The sequence below is a fragment of the Streptomonospora alba genome (genome assembly GCF_000826685.1).
Classification (GTDB): domain Bacteria; phylum Actinomycetota; class Actinomycetes; order Streptosporangiales; family Streptosporangiaceae; genus Streptomonospora; species Streptomonospora alba.
The window spans coordinates 92,269-106,250 of record NZ_JROO01000001.1 but is presented as its reverse complement, the minus strand read 5'-3'; the positions used below and the strand labels follow the sequence as shown (position 1 = coordinate 106,250).

General features: G+C 70.4%; 13 protein-coding genes. 9 read left to right on the top strand and 4 right to left on the bottom strand.

All coding sequences use genetic code 11. The annotated features are described in order from the left end of the window. The first annotated feature begins 88 nt into the window (after window positions 1–88). The 6 genes from LP52_RS00460 to LP52_RS00435 all read left to right on the top strand — a co-directional run bounded on the left by LP52_RS00460 (window position 89) and on the right by LP52_RS00435 (window position 5,058). On the top strand, window positions 89–1,258 hold the full coding sequence (locus tag LP52_RS00460) for an FAD-dependent monooxygenase (protein WP_040269699.1): 1,170 nt from the start codon (window positions 89–91) through the stop codon (window positions 1,256–1,258). 169 nt (window positions 1,259–1,427) lie between these two features. Next, entirely contained in the window at window positions 1,428–2,048 is a 621-nt protein-coding gene (locus LP52_RS00455; protein WP_040269773.1) for a DUF4178 domain-containing protein, read from the top strand. 3 nt (window positions 2,049–2,051) lie between these two features. Next, on the top strand, window positions 2,052–2,591 hold the full coding sequence (locus LP52_RS00450; protein WP_040269698.1) for a DUF2617 family protein: 540 nt from the start codon (window positions 2,052–2,054) through the stop codon (window positions 2,589–2,591). A gap of 5 nt (window positions 2,592–2,596) precedes the next feature. After that, window positions 2,597–2,968, top strand: a complete 372-nt coding sequence (locus LP52_RS00445; protein WP_040269696.1) for a hypothetical protein — start codon at window positions 2,597–2,599, stop codon at window positions 2,966–2,968. Between the two features lie 81 nt (window positions 2,969–3,049). Next, entirely contained in the window at window positions 3,050–3,472 is a 423-nt protein-coding gene (locus tag LP52_RS00440; RefSeq protein ID WP_040269694.1) for a DUF350 domain-containing protein, read from the top strand. After that, window positions 3,472–5,058, top strand: a complete 1,587-nt coding sequence (locus LP52_RS00435) for a polyamine aminopropyltransferase (protein ID WP_040269693.1) — start codon at window positions 3,472–3,474, stop codon at window positions 5,056–5,058. Before LP52_RS00440 ends, LP52_RS00435 begins: the two co-directional genes overlap by 1 nt. Window positions 5,059–5,293: 235 nt before the next feature. Here the strand turns inward: LP52_RS00435 and LP52_RS00430 are convergent, their stop codons facing one another. The 4 genes from LP52_RS00430 to LP52_RS00415 form a co-directional block, all read right to left on the bottom strand. Beyond that, complete coding sequence (locus LP52_RS00430; RefSeq protein ID WP_040269692.1) at window positions 5,294–6,097, bottom strand: succinate dehydrogenase/fumarate reductase iron-sulfur subunit; 804 nt, start codon at window positions 6,095–6,097, stop codon at window positions 5,294–5,296. Beyond that, on the bottom strand, window positions 6,097–8,031 hold the full coding sequence (locus LP52_RS00425; RefSeq protein ID WP_040269691.1) for a fumarate reductase/succinate dehydrogenase flavoprotein subunit: 1,935 nt from the start codon (window positions 8,029–8,031) through the stop codon (window positions 6,097–6,099). Before LP52_RS00425 ends, LP52_RS00430 begins: the two co-directional genes overlap by 1 nt. 113 nt (window positions 8,032–8,144) lie before the next feature. Beyond that, window positions 8,145–8,963: a hypothetical protein gene (locus LP52_RS00420; protein WP_040269690.1), complete on the bottom strand. Its 819-nt coding sequence runs from the start codon at window positions 8,961–8,963 to the stop codon at window positions 8,145–8,147. Between the two features lie 419 nt (window positions 8,964–9,382). After that, window positions 9,383–10,327 (bottom strand): LysR family transcriptional regulator, encoded by a 945-nt coding sequence (locus LP52_RS00415; protein ID WP_040269772.1) that lies wholly within the window; start codon window positions 10,325–10,327, stop codon window positions 9,383–9,385. A 79-nt stretch (window positions 10,328–10,406) separates the two neighbouring features. Here LP52_RS00415 and LP52_RS00410 point away from each other — a divergent pair, with 79 nt between their 5' ends. The 3 genes from LP52_RS00410 to LP52_RS00400 are packed head-to-tail and all read left to right on the top strand — an operon-like array spanning window position 10,407 to window position 13,795. Then, entirely contained in the window at window positions 10,407–11,108 is a 702-nt protein-coding gene (locus tag LP52_RS00410) for a succinate dehydrogenase cytochrome b subunit (protein ID WP_040269689.1), read from the top strand. Beyond that, a complete protein-coding gene (locus LP52_RS00405) occupies window positions 11,109–13,049 on the top strand; it encodes a fumarate reductase/succinate dehydrogenase flavoprotein subunit (RefSeq protein WP_040269688.1) in 1,941 nt (646 codons plus the stop codon). Beyond that, window positions 13,046–13,795 (top strand): succinate dehydrogenase/fumarate reductase iron-sulfur subunit, encoded by a 750-nt coding sequence (locus tag LP52_RS00400; RefSeq protein WP_040269686.1) that lies wholly within the window; start codon window positions 13,046–13,048, stop codon window positions 13,793–13,795. Before LP52_RS00405 ends, LP52_RS00400 begins: the two co-directional genes overlap by 4 nt. Window positions 13,796–13,982 lie beyond the last annotated feature (187 nt).

Below are 13,982 nucleotides of genomic sequence, written 5' to 3'. Positions count from 1 at the left end.
CCGTCGGCTCTAGCCTTGGGGCGAAACACGGTTCCGGGCACCGGCTCGGCCTCGGGACCCCCGGCGCGACTCCCCGGAGGGCGAGCCCATGGCACAGCCGCACGCCGTTGTCGTCGGAGGCGGGATCGGCGGGTTGGCCGCAGCGCTGGCCCTGTGCCGGGTGGGTTGGGCGGTCACCGTCTGCGAGCGCGCCCCCGGCCTGGAACCCGCCGAGGTCGCACTGGCATTGGCGCCCAACGCGCTGCGCGCGCTCGACACCCTCGACCTCGGCGAAGACGTCCGCAAACGCTCCGCCCAGCAGGGCATCGCCGCGATCCGCCGCAGCGACGGCAGGTGGATCCTGCGGGTCTCGGCCGAGCGCACCCGCGAGCGGTTCGGCGAAGCCGTGTGCGTGCTGCGCCGCAGCGAGCTGTGCACGATGCTGCTGGAGCGGCTGCCCGACGGCTCGGTGCACACGGCCGCCACGGTCACCGCGGTCGAGCCCGGCGACACCCGCCGGCCGTCCCGCGTGGTCACAAGTACGGGCGAGCACACCGCCGACCTCGTGGTGCTGGCCGACGGCGCACGCTCCGCGTTGCGCACCGAGCTGTTCCTGGAGCACCCCGGCGCCGTCTATGCGGGCTTCTCCTGCTGGAGCACGGTAGTGCCGCGGCCGGATCCGGCCATGGCCTTCGGCGAGAGCTGGGGCCGCGGCGGGGTGGCCGGGATTCTGCCGCTCACCGGCGACCAGGTGTTCTGCTACGCCACGGGCAACGCGCCGGCCGGCGGGCGCAGCGCCGACGAGCGCGCCGAACTCTCGGCGCGGGTGTCCGGGTGGCATGATCCGCTGCCGCGCCTGGCGGCCGCCGCGCGGCCGGAGTCGGTGATGCGCACCGACGTGTGGCACGTCGACACCCCGCTGCCCGCCTACCACAAGGGCCGCGTCGCGCTGGTGGGCGACACCGCCCACGCCATGACGCCCAACCTGGCCCAGGGAGCCTGCCAGGCGCTGGAGGACGCCGTCGTGCTGGCCCACCACATCAGCGGATCGGCCGCCTACGTGCCCACCGCGCTGCAGCCCTACACCGACGCCCGGCTGCCGCGCACGACCGCACTGGTCCAGCGCTCGGCCCAGCTGGCCGAGGCCGTGCAGAGCGCGTCGCCGCTGGCCGCCCGCATGCGCGACACCGCGGCGGCGGTGGTCGGCGCCACCGCCCCCGGACTGCTGGCCCGCTACACCAGACCCGTCGACGCCTGGCGGTCGCCGGGACCGCTGTGACGGCGCGCATCGTTGCACCGGCGGCGGGGGCGACCGGACCGGTGGCCTGCCGTTATGGAGTTGTGTTCCTCCTGCGGGAACGTGGCATCGTCCCCATCCGCCGGAGTGGTGAGGTCGACGGCTGCCGGCTGCCGACCGATCCGTTCCCCCATTGGAGAACTCCGAGCAGATGCTGAACTCGCCGACGCCGCTTCTCTTCGCCGCGGTCCTGGTCATAGCCGTCGTGATCATAGGCGCTGCCGTCGTCGTGCTCGTCCGCAACGGGCGGCGCGCCGCTCCGCAACGCACGTCGCCGGCCGCCCCGGCGGACCCCTTCGCCGACATCGGTGAGACCGAGGGCGACCCGTTGCGGCTCAAGGCCGGGGACATGCTCGATTTCGGTGCCGAGCGCACCTGGATCCGGGGCACGCTGCGGCTGTCCGAGGGCGGCGCGGTGTGGGCCGAGCACTTCCTCGAGGTCGAGGGCGCTCGGCGGTGGCTCTCCGTCGAGCAGGACCCCGACCTGCAGATGGCGCTGTGGACCGGGCGGCCCGACCTCGACCTCACCCCCCACGGCCCCGAGGTCGAACTCGAAGGCGTCCGCTACCGCCTCACCGAGCGCGGCAGCGCCTCCTACCGCTCCGAGGGCACCACCGGACTGCGGGCGGAGGGCGGCATGGACTACGCCGACTACGAGGCGGTGGACGGCCGCCTGCTGTCGTTCGAGCGCTTCGACCACGGCCGGTGGGAGCCCTGCCCCGGAACGCCGCTGGGCCGCACGGCCTTCACCGTCTACCCCTCGGGGAGCTGACCGGTGCCTACCGCGCTGTCCGCGGCGTTCGTCGACACCCAGGCCGCGGACCTGACATGGACACTGGACGCGCCCGCGCTGCCCGCGCTGCTCACCCGCACCCGCCGGCTGGCCGGCTACCGGGTGGAACTTCGGGTGCTCGGCGCCTCCCACCAGGTGGCGCTGGCCGACGGCGCAGCCCTGCTGACCGAAACCGTGGCCTGCCTGCCCGACGTCGACGGCGAACTCCCGCACCGGGCCCGTCCGGCGGTGGCCGGGCTGGCCTCCTACGACTTCACCAGCCGCGTGGCCGCACTGCCCCGCGCCGCTTTCGCCGAGCGCGTGGAGCGCATCCGCGCCGAGGTCGAGAACGATCCGTTCGGCGTGGTCGCCGCCTTCCCCGGCGACCCGCTGGCCATCACCGCGCTGCTGCCGCAGGCCGCGGCCGAAACCGGGGTGCGGTGGCGGACCTGGCACGCCTACCCGCAGACGGCAGAGCTGGTGACCACCATGACCACCTGTGAACGGCCCGTCGGGCGCCACCAACCCGGAAAGGACGCGTGAGTGCCATGTCCGAAGGCAGCAGCACATCCAAAGCGGGCAAGTACCTACTGATCATCGGGCTCTTCGTCGTCATCCTCGTGGCGGCGTTCGGACTCCCCTCGTTCGGCTCCTCCTGCGGCGACTACGACCAAGCCGACGCCGAAGACTTCCTGGAAGGCGACAGCATCGAGGAGGGCAACGACGGCAGGTCCTACGAGTACGAGCCCGGAGAGGGCGACTACCGCAAGACGGGGCCCGGCGAGTTCGAGTACGTCGGCTGCTCCGACGGGTCCACCAGATCCGGCGGCACCAGCGGGTCCAGCGGCTCCAGCGGGTCCAGCGGGTCCAGCGGGTCCGGCGGACTCTTCCGCGGCGGCGGCCCCGGCTCGGGCAAGTGACCCCGCAGCGGCCGCACCACCCCGCGCCCGCCCTCCGACCGACCCACCACCCCCGCCCGTTCCAGTAGACAAGGAATCCCCATGCCCGTCCTCCTCTACGAAGCAGGCGCCAGCCTGGCCTACGGCGTCCTCGGCATCGCGCTCATGGTGCTCGGCTACCTGATCGTCGACGTACTGACTCCGGGCAAGCTGCACGAGCTGGTCTGGAAGCAGCGCAACCGCAACGCCGCGCTGCTGGTGGCCTCCAACCTGCTGGGCGTGTCCATCGTCGTGGCGACAGCCATCTACATCAGCACGGGCGGCCTGGCGATCGGCCTGGCCGGAGCCGCCGCCTACGGCCTCGTCGGCCTCGTCCTGATGGCGCTGTCGTTCGTGCTGATCGACGCGCTGACTCCGGGCAAGCTCGGCGAGCTGCTGACCGACAGCGAGACCCACCCCGCCGTATGGGTCAACGCCGCCGCCCACCTGGCCATCGCACTCATGGTCGCCGCGGCCATCTCCTGATGGCGGCCGTGGACGGTTCCGCGTCCCGGCTCGGCGACGGCCCCCGGCTGCCGGTGCGGCCCCGGTTGGCGCGCTTCCTCGTGCTGTTCGCGGTCTTCGTGTGCGCCGCCTGCGGTCTCGTCTACGAGCTGGCCCTCGTCGCGCTGGGCAGCTACCTGCTGGGCGACACCATCGTGCAGGCCTCGGTGGTGCTGTCGGTGATGGTGTTCGCGATGGGCGTCGGCTCGGTGCTGTCCAAGCGGCTCACCGACCGCCCGGCGTTCTGGTTCGCCGTCATCGAGGGGACTCTGTCGCTCGTCGGCGGGCTGTCGGTGCTGGTGCTCTACTCCGCCTTCGCCTGGTTCTCGCTCTACCAGCCGGCGATGGTGCTGCTGGCCACGGTCATCGGAGCGCTCATCGGTGCGGAGATCCCGCTGCTGATGACGCTGATCCAGCGCATCCGCCGCCAGGAGGCCGCCGACGCGGCGGCGGACATGTTCGCCGCCGACTACGTCGGCGGCCTCCTGGGCGGCTTGGCGTTCCCGTTCGCGCTGCTGCCCGTGTTCGGCCTGCTCAAGGGCACGCTGATCGTGGGCGCGCTGAACGCCGTCGTGGGCGTGTGGGTGGTGCTGTGGCTGTTCCGCCGATCGCTGACGCCGCGGGGCCGGATGCTGCCCGCGATCGGCCTGGTCGTGGTCCTGGCGGTGCTGGCGTCGTCGTTCGCGCTTTCCGGGCGGTTCGAGGTGAACGCGCGCCAGGCGCTCTACCGCGATCCGATCGTCCACGCGCAGCGGTCGGAGTACCAGCAGATCGTGGTCACCCAGAAGCTGTCGGGTTCGGACACCCGGCTGTTCCTCAACGGGGATCTGCAGTTCAGCTCGCTGGACGAGTACCGCTACCACGAGTCGCTGGTGCACCCGGCGATGAACGGTCCGCACGGCGACGTGCTCGTGCTCGGCGGCGGCGACGGACTGGGTGTGCGCGAGCTGGTCGGTTACAGCGACGTCGAGTCCATCACCCTCGTCGACCTCGACCCCGCCGTCACCCGGTTGGCGCGCACGATGCCCGAGATCCGGGCGCTCAACGAGAACGCGTTCGCCGACGAGCGTGTCGAGGTGGTCAACGCCGACGCCTTCACCTGGCTGCGGGAGAACCGGCGCCGCTTCGACGTGATCCTGGCCGACATGCCCGACCCCGACGACACCGGCACCGCCAAGCTGTACTCCACCGAGTTCTACACGCTGGCGCGGCGCTCACTGGCCGAACAGGGCCGCATGGCCGTGCAGGCCGGATCGCCCTACTTCGCGCCCGAGGCCTACTGGAGCGTGCGCGCGGGGCTGCGTGCGGCGGGGTGGCGGACCTCCGGCTACCACGTGGACGTGCCGAGCTTCGGCGACTGGGGATTCTTCCTTGCCGCGCCGGAGGAGGTCGGGAAACCCGACGTGGCGCTGCCCGACGAGCATCCGCCGCTGCGGTTCCTCGACGGCGCCACGCTGCGCGCCGCCCGGACCTTCCCCAAGGACCGCCGACCCACCGGCTCGGAGGCCTCCACGCTGCTGAGACCGCGTGTGCTGGACTACGAGCGGGGCGCCTGGGAGGGGTATTAGGCAGGGCCGACGTGCGGCGGTCGGCCCCGGAGGGACCTCCGGGAACCGCCTGGAGCCGGCCGCCGCGGAGGCCGCGGCAAGGAGGCGCAGCTCGCCCAGCGGCAACCCGGCCCACAGCGCTTCGCGGCCGCAGCCCCATTGCCGCACCCATTGCGGCACGGCTTGCACGTGGTTCTCGAGGGGGTCCTGACAAACGCCCGGTCGGGGCCGCCCCGCGTGGGGCGGCCCCTGCGGTCTACTGCTCGGGGGTCGACGTGGGCGTGCGGGTGTTGGGCGGCAGGGGGGTGTCGGCGTCCTTGCGCAGGCCGATCTTGGAGCCCAGCCACACCACCGGGTCGTACTGGCGGTCGGCGACGCGCTCCTTGAGCGGGATGAGCGCGTTGTCGGTGATCTGGATGTTCTCCGGGCAGACGTCGGTGCAGCACTTGGTGATGTTGCAGTAGCCCAGCCCGAACTCCTCCTGGGAGATCTTGCGGCGGTCCGCGGTGTCTTCGGGATGCAGCTCCAGCTCGGACGCGCGCATCAGGAACCGGGGGCCGGAGAACGCCTCCTTGTTCTCCTCGTGGTCGCGGATGACGTGGCAGACGTCCTGGCACAGGAAGCACTCGATGCACTTGCGGAACTCCTGGGAGCGCTGCACATCGGCCTGGGCCATCCGGAAGTCGCCGGGCTCGGAGCCCTCGGGCGGGGTGAACGAGGGGATCTCGCGCGCCTTCTGGTAGTTGAAGGACACGTCGCACACCAGGTCGCGGATCACCGGGAAGGTGCGCATGGGGGTGACGGTGATGCTCTCCTCGGGCTCGAAGGTGCTCATCCGGGCCATGCACGACAGGCGCGGGCGCCCGTTGATCTCCACCGAGCACGAGCCGCACTTGCCGGCCTTGCAGTTCCAGCGCACGGCGAGGTCGGGGCACTGGGTGGCCTGGAGGCGGTGCAGGACGTCGAGCACGACCTCGCCTTCGTTGGCCTCGACCTCGTACTGGCTCAGACCGCCGTCCTCGCCGCCGCCGCGCCACACATGGAACGTCCGCTTGGTCATCAGTTGTCCTCCTTCGCGGTCTCGGCGCCGTCGGACCGCTCCGCAGGCGGCAGCTCCTCCTCGGTGAGGTACTTGCCCAGCTCCTCGCGGTCGAACAGCTCCATCAGGTCCGGGCGCAGGGGGTCGAGCGGCCGGCGGTTCAGGCGGATGCCGCCCTCCCGCAGCGACACGACCAGGTTCACCCGCCGCCACTCGGCGGACATCTGGGGGAAGTCGTCGCGGGTGTGGCCGCCGCGCGACTCCTCGCGCTCCAGCGCGGCCTTGGCGACGGCCTCGGAGACCAGCAGCATGTTGCGCAGGTCCAGGCTCAGGTGCCAGCCGGGGTTGTAGATCGTGTCGCCCTCCGCGCGCACCCCGGCGATGCGCTCGCGCAGCTTCTCCAGCGACTCCAGCGCCTGCTCGATCTCGTTGCCGCGCCGGATGATCCCGACCAGGTCGTTCATGGTCTGCTGGATCTCCTGCTGCAGCTGGTAGGGGTTCTCGCCGCTCTCGCGCTCGAACGGGGCGGCGGCCTCCCGGCTGAGGCGGTCGATCACCTCGGCGTCGGTGGCGGGCCGCTCGTCGCCGAGGCCGTCCAGGTAGGAGGCGGCCCCCAGACCGCAGCGGCGTCCGAACACCAGCAGGTCCGAGAGCGAGTTGCCGCCCAGCCGGTTGGAGCCGTGCATCCCGCCGGCCACCTCACCCGAGGCGAACAGCCCGGGCACCGTGGAGGCGCCGGTGTCGGGGTCGACCTCGACACCGCCCATCACGTAGTGGCAGGTGGGTCCGACCTCCATCGGCCCTGCCGTGATGTCGACGTCGGCCAGCTCCTTGAACTGGTGGTGCATCGACGGAAGCCGCCGCATGATCTCCTCGGCGGGCAGCCGCGTGGACACGTCCAGGAACACACCGCCGTGCGGAGATCCGCGGCCCTGCTTGACCTCGTTGTTGATGGCCCGTGCCACCTCGTCGCGCGGCAGCAGTTCGGGCGGGCGCCGGTTGTTGGCGGGGTCGGCGTACCAGCCGTCGGCCTCGTCCTCGGTCTGGGCGTAGTGGTCGCGGAACACGTCGGGCACATAGTCGAACATGAACCGCCGGCCCTCGGAGTTGCGCAGCACTCCGCCGTCGCCGCGCACCGACTCGGTGACCAGGATGCCCTTCACCGACGGCGGCCAGACCATGCCGGTGGGGTGGAACTGGACGAACTCCATGTTCAGCAGCGTCGCCCCGGCGCGCAGGGCCAGGGCGTGGCCGTCGCCGGTGTACTCCCAGGAGTTGGAGGTGACCTTGAAGGAGCGACCGATGCCGCCGGTGGCGAGGACGACGGCGGGAGCCTCGAACACCAGCAGGTCGCCGGTCTCGCGGACGTAGCCGAAGGCTCCGGCGATGCAGCTGCCCTCCTGGCCGGGTTCGCCTTCCAGCAGCAGTTCGGTGATCGTGGTCTCGGCGAAGACCCGCAGCATCGCCTCGGGATGGCCGTACTCGGCGGCGTCGGCCTGCTGCAGCTGGACCACGCGCTGCTGCAGTGTGCGGATCATCTCCAGGCCGGTGCGGTCGCCGACGTGGGCCAGGCGGGGGTACTCGTGCCCGCCGAAGTTGCGCTGGCTGATGCGGCCCTCGGAAGTGCGGTCGAACAGCGCCCCCCAGTACTCCAGCTCCAGGATGCGCTGCGGCGACTCCTGGGCGTGCAGCTCGGCCATCCGGGGGTTGTTCATGAACTTGCCGCCGCGGATGGTGTCGCGGAAGTGCGTCTGCCAGTCGTCGCTGCTGTTGACGTTGCCCAGTGACGCTGCGGCGCCGCCCTCGGCCATGACGGTGTGGGCCTTGCCGAACAGGGACTTGGAGATGACGGCTGTCTTCTTGCCCTGTTCCCGGGCCTCGATCGCGGCGCGCAGGCCGGCGCCGCCGGCCCCGATCACGACGACGTCGTAGCTGTGCCGTGTTGTCTCGGACATCTTCCTGACTTTCGGTTGCGCTGGTACCGGCCGCTGCCGCGCCTGGGGCGGCGGTGCACCGGATACCCGCGGTTGTGGGGGCTGCTTTGCTGCGGTCTGCGGTGCTACCTGAGCTAGTTGAAGATCCGCGGGTCGGCGATGGTCCCGCTCGCGACAAGCGACACGTACAGGTCTGTGAGTACCAGCGTGCCCAGCGTGATCCAGGCCCACATCATGTGGCGGGTGTTGAGCCTGCTGATCTGGGTCCACAGCCAGTAGCGCACGGGTCGGCCGCTGAAGCTCCTGAGCCGGCCGCCGAAGACGTGCCGGCACGAGTGGCAGCTGAGCGTGTAGGCCCACAGCAGGATCACGTTGGTGAACAGGACGAGGTTGCCCAGCCCGATTCCGAATCCGCCGTCGCTGCCGTGGAACAGCGCGAGCGCCGCGTCGTAGGTGTTGATGAGCGAGATGACGACGGCGGCGTAGAAGAAGTAGCGGTGCAGGTTCTGCCCGATCATCGGGAAGCGGGCTTCGCCCGTGTAGCGCCCGTGGGGCTCGCGCACGGCGCACGCGGTGGGCGCCTGCCAGAACGCCCGGTAATAGGCCTTGCGGTAGTAGTAGCAGGTGAACCGGAACAGCAGCAGCAACGGCAGGCTGAACAGCGCATAGGGCAGGAACCAGGGGAACTCCCAGGGCAGCGTCCCGAAATGCGCCGATTCCGGTATGCAGGACGCCGATACGCACGGCGAGTAGAACGGCGTCAGGTATCCGTACTCGGCGACCCAGTAGTTGTCCTGCTGCAGCGTGCGAGCCAGGCCGTAGACCAGGAAGGCCGTCAGGCCCAGCACGGTCCATGCCGGGCCGGCCCACCAGCGGTCGGTGCGCAGGGTCCGGGCGGAGATACGTGGGCGCGTGAGTCCGGCCCGCTCCGGCGGGGGAAGCGTCGATGTCATTTCGCTGCGTCTCCATCTTGGCGCGGGCGGCCCCAGCGATGGCGGAGCGCGGGGCGCGCGGGCCGATCCCGCAGCCGTCTGATCAGGCAGTGCGGACGGGTTTGGGTTGCCACGTTAGGCCGCAGGGATCACGAATTCAGCTCGGAAATTGCGCGAATTGCATGTGAAAAATGCCACTGCACCGGTGCGGCGACCGCGTGTTTGCAGTGGAATGTGGGCGAATGCGGGCTTTTAAGGTTTATGTTTGATTCGCGAAAAATGTAGGCTTATGACCGCTATGTGAAAGTAAGTCGAGCCTTCATGAAAACAATTTATCGAATGGGTCGGCCCGTGCGGCGCAGTGGCGCCGGATCCGCCCCGCCCCTAAGCCCCACCGCGTCCGCGGCGGCGCGCCGGTCGGCTCTCGCCTCGCGGCTGCCTCAGTGGTCGTGCAGCGAGGCGATGACCTCCAGGTCCTCGCCCAGGTCGTCGCGCGTGAGGTGGGTCAGGTAGGCCATGAGGTGGCGCCGGAAGGCCCGCGCCGTGTGGGTGGGGTCGACGTCCTTGCGATGAGCCAGCGCGATCGTGCGCAGCAGCCGCGGCTGGGCCAGCGGGGTGCCGCGGAGTCCGGGCCGGTTCTTCAGCACCATGCTGGGCACCACCGCGATGCCCAGGCCGGCTTCGACGAAGCGCAGCACCGCGTCCATCTCGCCGCCCTCCACGGCCAGCCGCGGCTCGAAGCCTGCGGCACGGCAGGCGTGCAGGGTCGCCTCGCGCACATCGTAGCCGTGCCGGAACATCACCAGCGGCCTGTCGCGCAGATCGGTGATGCGCATCGACGCGCGCTGCGTCGGCGGCGGCGCGTCCGCCGCGTGCACCACCACCAGGTTCTCCCGCAGAATCGGCGTGGTCACGAAGGCCGGGTCGCTGCTCTGCAGGGGCAGGATGATCAGCGCGAGGTCCAGTTCGCCGTGGCCGAGTGCGCGGATGAGGTCGCGCGAGCCGCTCTCCTCGACCTGCAGCCCGACGCCGGGGAAACGGTCGTGGAAGCCCGCCAGCGCCTCGGCGAGCAGCCCCGCGCACAGCGACGGCGTGGCGCCCAGCCGCAGCCGCCCCCGCCGCATCCCGGCCAGCTCCTGCACCTCGTGGCGCGCCGTCTCCATGTCGGCGACGATCCGCTGGGCCAGCGGCAGCAGGGCCTCACCGGCGGGTGTGAGTGTGATATTTCCCCGGGCACGGCTGAACAGCGACGCGCCGAGCTCCTCCTCCAGGTTCCTGATCTGTCGGCTCAGACTCGGCTGGGCGACGTGTGAAACCTCGGCTGCGCGGGTGAAATGGCGTGTCTCGGCCACCGCGAGGAAGTACTCCAGCTGCTGAAACTGCATGACCATAGCCTAGGGCTATCGTCACCAGCATCCTCATGACTTAGACGTTCTTCTTTATCAAGACTTAAAGTGACGAGCTGTGGCGAACAGTACCCTGACCAGACAGCGATCGGAGGCACTCGGCTCCACGGTGGCCCTCAAGTCCGCGATGGCGGTCACCGGCGTGATCCTCGTGCTCTTCCTGATCGCCCACATGTACGGCAACTTGAACGCGTTCGCGGGCCAGGAGGCCTTCGACACCTACTCCCATCACCTGCGCGAGCTGGGCGAGCCCATGCTGCCCCACGGGGGCTTCCTGTGGATCATGCGCGTAGTGCTGCTGGCGAGCGTCCTCATCCACACCTACGCGGCGGTCGCGCTGTGGCGGCGGGCCGGCCGTGCGCGCCCGGTGCGCTACCAGGTGACCAAGCGCGTGCAGCGGAGCTACTCCTCCTACACCATGCGCTACGGCGGGATCATGATCGCGCTGTTCACGGTGTTCCACGTGCTGCATCTGACGACCAACACCATCCACCCCGGCGGGCGCTCCGAGAGCCCCTACGAGCGGATGGTCGCCGGCTTCCAGCCGGAGTTCTGGTACGTCACCCTCTTCTACGTCGCCGCTGTCATCGCCGTGGGCTTCCACCTGCGGCACGGCATCTGGAGCGCACTGGCCACGTTGGGGATCAATCGGCAGAGCCGGCAGCGCTCGCTGAACATCATCGCGACCGTGATCGCGGCGGCCCTGACGATCGGCTTCCTGCTCACGCCGCTCTCTGTGACTTTCGGGCTGGTGGAATAAATGAAGGACCTCTACATCGAAGGCGACGAGATCCGCGACGAGAAGGCGCCCGCGGGACCCGTCGCCGAGCGCTGGGACCAGCGCCGCTTCTCCGCGAAGCTGGTCAACCCCGCCAACCGACGCAAGCTGTCGGTCATCGTCGTGGGCACCGGGCTGGCCGGCGCCTCGGCCGCCGCCACCCTGGGCGAGGCCGGGTACCAGGTGAAGTCCTTCTGCTACCAGGACAGTCCGCGGCGCGCGCACAGCATCGCCGCCCAGGGCGGCATCAACGCCGCCAAGAACTACCGCAACGACGGCGACAGCATCTACCGGCTGTTCTACGACACCGTCAAGGGCGGCGACTTCCGCTCGCGTGAGTCCAACGTCTACCGGCTCTCGCAGGTCAGCGTCGAGATCATCGACCAGTGCGTGGCCCAGGGCGTGCCGTTCGCGCGCGAGTACGGCGGCCTGCTCGACAACCGCTCCTTCGGCGGCGTCCAGGTCTCCCGCACCTTCTACGCCCGCGGCCAGACCGGACAGCAGCTGCTCATCGGCGCGTACCAGGCGCTGGAGCGCCAGGTGCAGGCCGGCACCGTGGAGATGAACACCCGCCACGAGATGCTGGAGCTGATCGTCGTCGACGGCCGCGCGCGCGGCATCGTCGCCCGCGACATGGTCACCGGCGAGATCGAGACCCACTTCGCCGACGCGGTGGTGCTCTCCTCCGGCGGGTACGGCAACGTCTTCTACCTGTCGACCAACGCCATGGGGTGCAACGTCACCGCTACCTGGCGGGCGCACCGCAAGGGCGCGTACTTCGCCAACCCCTGCTACACCCAGATCCACCCCACCTGCATCCCCGTCAGCGGCGACTACCAATCCAAGCTGACGCTGATGAGCGAGTCGCTGCGCAACGACGGCCGCATCTGGGTGCCGAACGAGGCCGGCGACACCCGCGACCCGCGCGAGATCCCCGAGGAAGAGCGCGACTACTACCTGGAGCGCATCTACCCCGCCTTCGGCAACCTGGTGCCGCGCGACATCGCCTCGCGCGCCGCCAAGAACGTCTGCGACGAAGGGCGCGGGGTCGGCCCCGGCGGCCTCGGCGTCTACCTGGACTTCGCCGACGCGATCAAGCGCCTGGGCCGTCCCGCGGTCGAGGCCAAGTACGGCAACCTCTTCGACATGTACCAGCGCATCACCGGCGAGAACCCCTACGAGGTTCCGATGCGCATCTATCCCGCCGTGCACTACACCATGGGCGGGCTGTGGGTCGACTACGACCTGCAGAGCTCCATCCCGGGCCTGTTCGTGACCGGTGAGGCCAACTTCTCCGACCACGGCGCCAACCGCCTGGGCGCCAGCGCCCTCATGCAGGGCCTGGCCGACGGCTACTTCGTGCTGCCCAACACCATCAACGACTACCTCGCCGCCGGTCCTTTCGAGGAGGTCGACGAGAGCACGCCCGAGGCCGGGGAGGCGGCCGAGGCGGTGCGCGCGCGCATCGACAAGCTGCTCTCGATCAACGGGAACCGCACCGTGGACTCCTTCCACAAGGAACTCGGCCACATCATGTGGGACTACTGCGGCATGGAGCGCAACGAGGAGGGCCTGCGCAAGGCCGTCGAGCGCATCCGCGAGCTGCGCGAGGAGTTCTGGCAGAACGTCCGCGTGCTGGGCGAAAACGAGGAGCTGAACCAGTCGCTGGAGAAGGCCGGCCGTGTGGCCGACTTCTTCGAGCTGGCCGAGCTGATGTGCATCGACGCACTGCACCGCAGGGAGTCCTGCGGCGGGCACTTCCGCTCCGAGAGCCAGACCGAGGACGGCGAGGCGCTCCGCCACGACGACGAGTTCGCCTACGTCGCCGCATGGGAGTTCGGCGGGACGGGCGAGCCGCCCGTGCTGCGCAAGGAGCCCCTGGAGTACGAATACGTCGAGATGAAGCAGCGGAGCTACAAGTGAACATCACCCTGCGCGTTTGGCGCCAGAAGGGCCCCGACGACAAGGGTCGGATGGTCACCTACAAGGTCGAGGACGTGTCGCCGGACATGTCCTTCCTGGAGATGCTCGACGTCCTCAACGAGAGGCTCATCCTCGAGGGCGAGGAGCCGGTGGCCTTCGACCACGACTGCCGCGAGGGCATCTGCGGCGCCTGCGGCGTGGTCATCGACGGCGAGGCCCACGGCCCCGAGACCACCACGACCTGCCAGCTGCACATGCGCAGCTTCTCCGACGGCGACACCATCACCGTGGAGCCGTGGAGGGCCAAGGCGTTCCCGGTGATCAAGGACCTGGTCGTGGACCGCGGCGCCTTCGACCGGATCATCCAGGCCGGCGGCTACATCAGCGCGCCGACCGGCACCGCGCCCGACGCCCACGCCAGCCCGGTGCCCAAGGCCGACGCCGACCGCGCCTTCGACGCGGCCACCTGCATCGGCTGCGGCGCGTGCGTGGCCGCCTGCCCCAACGCCTCGGGCATGCTGTTCACCGCGGCGAAGGTCACCCACCTGGGCATGCTCCCGCAGGGGCAGCCCGAGCGGGAGGCCCGCGTCGTGCAGATGGTGAACCAGCACGACGAGGAGGACTTCGGCGGCTGCACCAACATCGGCGAGTGCGCCGCGGTCTGCCCCAAGGGCATCCCGCTGGACACCATCTCCCAGCTCAACCGCGACCTGCTGGGCTCGTTGTCCAGCGGCGCGGCCGAGTAGCGGCGCGGACGCGAGAACGACCGCCTTCGGGGCCGTCCCGCAGTGGGGCGGCCCCGAAGTGCGCGGGCCCCGAGGAACCCTCCGGGAGAACGCGAGGGGCGGGGTTCCGGCGAGGTCGCGGCGATGGGGCCGTCCAGGGCGAAGCGCTGTGCGCCTGCCCGCCGCGGCCGGCCGCGGTAGCCGGTGC

Excerpts from the sequence above, each read along its gene's own strand:
- LP52_RS00460 (WP_040269699.1), top strand. The coding sequence starts at position 89 with ATGGCACAGCCGCACGCCGTTGTCGTCGGAGGCGGGATCGGCGGGTTG.
- LP52_RS00430 (WP_040269692.1), bottom strand. The coding sequence starts at position 6,097 with ATGACCAAGCGGACGTTCCATGTGTGGCGCGGCGGCGGCGAGGACGGC.
- LP52_RS00455 (WP_040269773.1), top strand. The coding sequence starts at position 1,428 with ATGCTGAACTCGCCGACGCCGCTTCTCTTCGCCGCGGTCCTGGTCATA.
- LP52_RS00405 (WP_040269688.1), top strand. The coding sequence starts at position 11,109 with ATGAAGGACCTCTACATCGAAGGCGACGAGATCCGCGACGAGAAGGCG.
- LP52_RS00420 (WP_040269690.1), bottom strand. The coding sequence starts at position 8,963 with ATGACATCGACGCTTCCCCCGCCGGAGCGGGCCGGACTCACGCGCCCA.
- LP52_RS00415 (WP_040269772.1), bottom strand. The coding sequence starts at position 10,327 with ATGCAGTTTCAGCAGCTGGAGTACTTCCTCGCGGTGGCCGAGACACGC.
- LP52_RS00435 (WP_040269693.1), top strand. The coding sequence starts at position 3,472 with ATGGCGGCCGTGGACGGTTCCGCGTCCCGGCTCGGCGACGGCCCCCGG.
- LP52_RS00425 (WP_040269691.1), bottom strand. The coding sequence starts at position 8,031 with ATGTCCGAGACAACACGGCACAGCTACGACGTCGTCGTGATCGGGGCC.
- LP52_RS00440 (WP_040269694.1), top strand. The coding sequence starts at position 3,050 with ATGCCCGTCCTCCTCTACGAAGCAGGCGCCAGCCTGGCCTACGGCGTC.
- LP52_RS00445 (WP_040269696.1), top strand. The coding sequence starts at position 2,597 with ATGTCCGAAGGCAGCAGCACATCCAAAGCGGGCAAGTACCTACTGATC.